The organism is Stenotrophomonas sp. 2YAF22 (genome assembly GCF_052114665.1).
Taxonomy (GTDB): domain Bacteria; phylum Pseudomonadota; class Gammaproteobacteria; order Xanthomonadales; family Xanthomonadaceae; genus Stenotrophomonas; species Stenotrophomonas indicatrix.
On the sequence record NZ_JBFRFE010000327.1, the window covers coordinates 1 to 4735 of the forward strand.

Genomic DNA, 4735 nt, shown 5'->3' on the forward strand with positions numbered 1-4735 from the left:
GCTTTGTCCCCGTGCCATAGGATTACCATGGGCGCATACAAGGACTCTCCAGCGGAGCGCGGGACATGGAATACCAGGGAAGCTGCCATTGCGGCAGGATCGCATTCACCGTGCAGGCCGACGCCCCCATCAAGGACGTCATCGACTGCAACTGCTCGATGTGCCGCCGCCGCGGCAGCCTGCTCTGGTTCGCCCCGCGCGAGGCGTTCCAGCTGGGCACCGATATCGCCGACGTGGCGACCTACCAGTTCAACACCCATAACATCGATCACCATCACTGCCGTGAGTGCGGCACCGCGCCGTACAGCGAGGCGGTGGATCCGCGCAGCGGCCTGCCGATGGTGGCGATCAACGTGCGCTGCCTGCCGCAGGTCGAGCTGGGTGGGTTGTCGATCACCGCGTTCGACGGAGCCTCGCGATGACGGCGCGGCGCGCGTGGACGCGCCTGATGATCGTGCCGGCATTGCTGCTGGCGCTGGCTGCCTGCGCCAAGCAGGGTGAGAGGGCCGCCGATGCCGGTGGTGCCGGTGGTGTCGCCGAAGCGGGCGTAGCCTCGCCTGAAGGCGCGTTCCTGGCCTATGAGCACGATGTGCAGGTGCAGCTGGAAGCAGCGCAGATCGCCCCGCGCATCCAGCAGGTCGCGCAGGCGTGCCAGAACGCGAAGTTCGGTGAGTGTGCGGTGCTGCAGGTGGATCAGCGCAGTGGCGAACAGCCCAGTGGCGAGGTCAAGGTACGCATCGCGCCGAAGGGCGTGGAGTCACTGATCGGCCTGGCCGGCGAGGGTGGCACGCTGCAGGCGCGCAACACGCGTGCCGAGGATCTGGCCCAGCAGGTGGCCGACACTGCGCTGACCAAGGCACGGCTGGAGAAGGAGCACGCGCGGTTGCTGTCCTACCAGGACCGCGGCGATCTGAAGATCGAGGATCTGATGGCGATCACCACGCGCCTGTCGGAGATCGAAGCGGGTGTGGAGCAGGCCACCAAGGATGCCGCCCAGCAGCGCAGGCGCATCGATACCCAGCTGGTGACGATGCATTTCGACACCACGTCGGGCCAACGCAGCCGCAGCGAAATCGGCGAAGCCCTGAGCGAGTCGGGCAGCATTCTCAGTACCAGCGTGGCATTCCTGATCCGTGCCGCCGCCGCTTTGCTGCCGGTGGGCGTGGTGGCGCTGGTGATGGCCTGGGTCGTCCGTGCGCTGATCCGTCGCCGCCGCCGCAAGCTGCCGCCCGCAGTCTGACCGGCACAGGAGTGCCGGCCGCTGGCCGGCACTCCCGCATCTCAGCCTTCGTCGGTCTCGTATTCGACGAACACATCCAGTTCCAGCGCCAGTTCCTGCACCGCATCGCGGACCTTCTGCGCGGTGCTTTCGTTGCCCACTTCCACTTCCAGTTCGTGGGTGCCCGGGCCGATGTCGTCGGAAAGGCCGGCCGAGCTGGAATCATCGTCATCCATGTGCGGCATCAGGTCGTCGGTCTCTTCGACGTGTTCGATGCCTTCCAGGCCGAGCAGCAGGTCGCTGATCGCGCGGGCATCGTCTTCGGTTCCGGTAATTCGCAGTCGCAGCAGGGCCATGGCGGAAGCACGTTGTGGGGTTCGCCTGCAGCCTAGCCAGCGCTGGGCAAAGATCGGGTGAGGGCGCAGTCAGCCGGGTGTGGTCGGGCGGCCCAGCAGACTGTCCGGCAATGCAGGAACCGGCGTACGTTCGTCCTGCGCCTGGCCCAGCAACCAGTCGATGAACAGCCGCGCAGCGGGGCTGGGCGGCCGCCCTTCGGCATGCACCACGTAGTAGGCATAACGCGCCTTCAGCGCAGGCCCTGGCAGGCGCACCAGCTCATAGCGCTGCAGGTACGGCTGGGCGACGTGGGTGCGTGCAAGCACCGCGCCCATGCCATACACCGCTGCGCGCATCGCGTCGGTACTGTCGGCGAAGGTGTGCATGGCTGGCAACGGCGACGGCGGGCGCACGCCGGCATGGCGGAACCAGTCGCGCCACCCCTGTGGTGACAGATCACTGAGCAGCGGCAATTCGGCGATGCGTGCCGGGTCTTGCAGTGCTTCGACACCGGGCAATGCCGGGGATGCTACGGGAAAGAGGTTATCGTCCATCAGGTGCTGCGCGTGCAGTCCGGGCCACTGGCCCAGCCCATAACGGATGCCGACTTCCGGGCCGTTTTCGTCGTAACGGTCGAGGCCACTGCCGGTGTGCAGTTCGATGCGGATGTGTGGATGGGCCTGGGTGAAACGCGGTAGCCGTGGCAGCAGCCAGCAATACGACAATGAGCGCAGCGTAGCGATCCGCAGCGGCACGCTGTCCGCGTCCGGCTGCAGATGGTGGGCGACGGCAGCGACATCGGTAAACGCGGCGCTGGCGGCGTCGGCCAACTGCCGGCCTTCGGCCGTCAGCCGCACCCCGCGCGCATGGCGGAGGAACAGGCGTGTGGCCAGCACCTCTTCCAGGCGGCGGACATGGTGGCTGACCGCGCTGGCGGTCAGATGCAGTTCCTGCGCCGCCTGGGCGAAGTTCTGATGGCGCGCGGCGACCGCGAAAACGGCCAGCGCAGGAAGCAGGGAAGGGCGTAGCAGCATGTCCAGCCTCAAACCATATTTGTGGCTGGCAGCGATACTACGCGCTTGTGTGGCGGGCGTCTGCGTCCGATCCTGTGTGGCCAGACCTGCTGCACGATGACGGACGGACACAGCACATGAATGCGATACCCCAGGCGACCGAACGTGATTGGCGCACACCGCTGGAACTGACCCTGCTCGGCGCGATCTGGGGCTGCTCGTTCCTGTTCATGCGGGTGGCGGTGCCCTCGTTCGGCCCGTTCGCGCTGGTCGAGGTGCGGCTGGTGCTGGGCGCACTGGTGCTGCTGCCGTTCCTGTGGCGCGCCCGCGCGCAGTTCCCGCCGCGCCGCTGGCTGTGGCTGGCACCGATCGGTCTGGTCAATTCGGCGTTGCCGTTCGTGCTGTTCGCTTACGCCGCAGAGCGTGCGCCGGCCGCCATCGGTGCGATCTGCAATGCGATGACCGTGCTGTTCGCCGCGTTGATTGCGTTCCTGTTCTTCGGCGAGAAGATCGGTGTGCGCCGCGCCGGCGCGTTGCTGGTCGGCTTTGCCGGCGTAGTTGTGCTGGCCACGGCCAAGATCTCGGGCCTGAGCATTGGTACCGCGGTGCTGGCCGGTGCGGCGGCGTCACTGCTGTACGGTCTGGGCGTGAACCTGGTGAAGCGGCACATGACCGGGTTGCCTTCGGCCGCGGCCGCCGCTGCCACGTTGTCGTGCGCCTCATTGTGGTTGTTGCCGCTGGCGCTCACGCATCTGCCGCAGGGGCCGATTCCGGGCAAGGCATGGGGCGCGGCGATCGCGCTGGGCGTCGTCTGCACCGGATTCGCCTTCCTGATGTTCTATCGCCTGATCGGCCGCATCGGCCCGTCGCGTGCGTCAACGGTGACTTATCTGGTTCCGCTGTTCGGTGCTGCGTTTGCCTGGCTGTTCCTGGGCGAAGCGGTGACGGTGCAGATGTTGATTGCGGGTGCGTTGATTCTGGGCAGCGTGGCGGTCAGCCAGAAGGGCTGAGGCTCATTGGCGCTCACGCATCGGTAGCGCCGGGCCATGCCCGGCGAGCCCTTTTCCGTGGCTGCGGGGAGGTGTCACTTTCTTTGCTCGTGCAAAGAAAGTAACCAAAGAAACACGCCGCCACACCGCGAGCCGCCGTGCTTCGCACGTCGGTCCCCTGCGCTTCTCGGCGAAYCAGGGGACGGYGCCGAACTCGCTGCGCTCAGACATCGGACCTCTTCGCCCCTGATTCCCCTGCGATGCTCGGCTCGCTCAAGGCGGACTGAAAGGTCAAGATCAACAGCAAATGCATCCACGCATGGCGTGGATCTACTGGGTGCAGCTGTGGCCTTTGACCTGGGTCCGCCTTGAGCGAGCCGAGCACCGCAGGTCCGGCGAGGGCGAAGAGGCGCGGGTGTCTGAGCGCAGCGAGTTCCCGCGCCGTCCCTCGGCGGACCGAGAAGCGCAGGGGACCGACGTGCGAAGCACGGCGGCTCGCGGCCGGCGGAACGTTTCTTTTGGTTACTTTTCTTTGCGTACAAAGAAAAGTAACGCCCATGAACAGTGAAGCACCTTCAGCACGCGCCACGCGCAGAACCCGCGACGGCGTTACTTCACCGGCACCGGAATATTGCAGAGATCGATATGCCCGGCCGGGCGCTTGTAGAAATCATCCGCGCGATTGCGCCGCGCTTCGACCGTATCGGCGAAGGTCTTCGAATCGGTACGCAGTACCTGGATCGGTGTGCGCTCGGCCGCAGGCACATCGTTGACGCGACGGATCGACACGATCGGCGTGCGCAGCTTCGGGTCAGTGTAGAAGCCCATCGGTGCCGGTCCACGCGGGATCGCGCTGAGCAGCTCCATGCCCTTCAGCACGCGGCCGACCAGGGTGATGTTGCGGTCCAGCTGGCGCGGCGATTGGCCGGTAACCACATACAGTTCGGCGCCGATGCTGCTGTCTTCCTCGTTGCTGCGGCCCGCACCCAGCATGCCGTAGCAGTGTGCCAGCCAGGCTTTGCCGGCCTGCGGGTCCTGACCGACCGGGAAGCCATCGACGAAGCCGGTCTGCGCTGCCCAGCCATCGCGATCCGGCAGCACGCTCACCTTCAAACCGCTGTCGGCACGCTCGAATTCGGCCGGCAGCTTGCGCTGCGCGCTGCCGAACGGTTTGGCCT

At 66.4% G+C, this 4735-nt stretch carries 6 protein-coding genes; 3 read left to right on the forward strand and 3 right to left on the reverse strand.

What is annotated here, in order from left to right; all coding sequences use genetic code 11:
- Positions 1 to 65 precede the first annotated feature (65 nt).
- Positions 66 to 422, forward strand: coding sequence for a GFA family protein (locus AB4Y84_RS13525; RefSeq protein ID WP_025877700.1), 357 nt, complete (start codon positions 66 to 68; stop codon positions 420 to 422).
- On the forward strand, positions 419 to 1240 hold the full coding sequence (locus tag AB4Y84_RS13530; protein WP_442243762.1) for a DUF4349 domain-containing protein: 822 nt from the start codon (positions 419 to 421) through the stop codon (positions 1238 to 1240). Before AB4Y84_RS13525 ends, AB4Y84_RS13530 begins: the two co-directional genes overlap by 4 nt.
- Before the next feature lie 41 nt (positions 1241 to 1281).
- On the opposite strand, the gene AB4Y84_RS13535 is transcribed toward AB4Y84_RS13530, so the two are convergent.
- Together AB4Y84_RS13535 and AB4Y84_RS13540 are read right to left on the reverse strand one after the other, a co-directional pair.
- A complete protein-coding gene (locus AB4Y84_RS13535) occupies positions 1282 to 1575 on the reverse strand; it encodes a hypothetical protein (RefSeq protein ID WP_025877698.1) in 294 nt (97 codons plus the stop codon).
- 69 nt (positions 1576 to 1644) lie between these two features.
- Entirely contained in the window at positions 1645 to 2589 is a 945-nt protein-coding gene (locus AB4Y84_RS13540; RefSeq protein WP_442243761.1) for a LysR substrate-binding domain-containing protein, read from the reverse strand.
- A gap of 116 nt (positions 2590 to 2705) precedes the next feature.
- Here AB4Y84_RS13540 and AB4Y84_RS13545 point away from each other — a divergent pair, with 116 nt between their 5' ends.
- Positions 2706 to 3578, forward strand: a complete 873-nt coding sequence (locus AB4Y84_RS13545; protein ID WP_442243760.1) for a DMT family transporter — start codon at positions 2706 to 2708, stop codon at positions 3576 to 3578.
- A 588-nt stretch (positions 3579 to 4166) separates the two neighbouring features.
- On the opposite strand, the gene AB4Y84_RS13550 is transcribed toward AB4Y84_RS13545, so the two are convergent.
- Positions 4167 to 4735 (reverse strand): peptidylprolyl isomerase (locus AB4Y84_RS13550; RefSeq protein WP_442250276.1); only part of this gene is annotated, 569 nt, incomplete at its 5' end.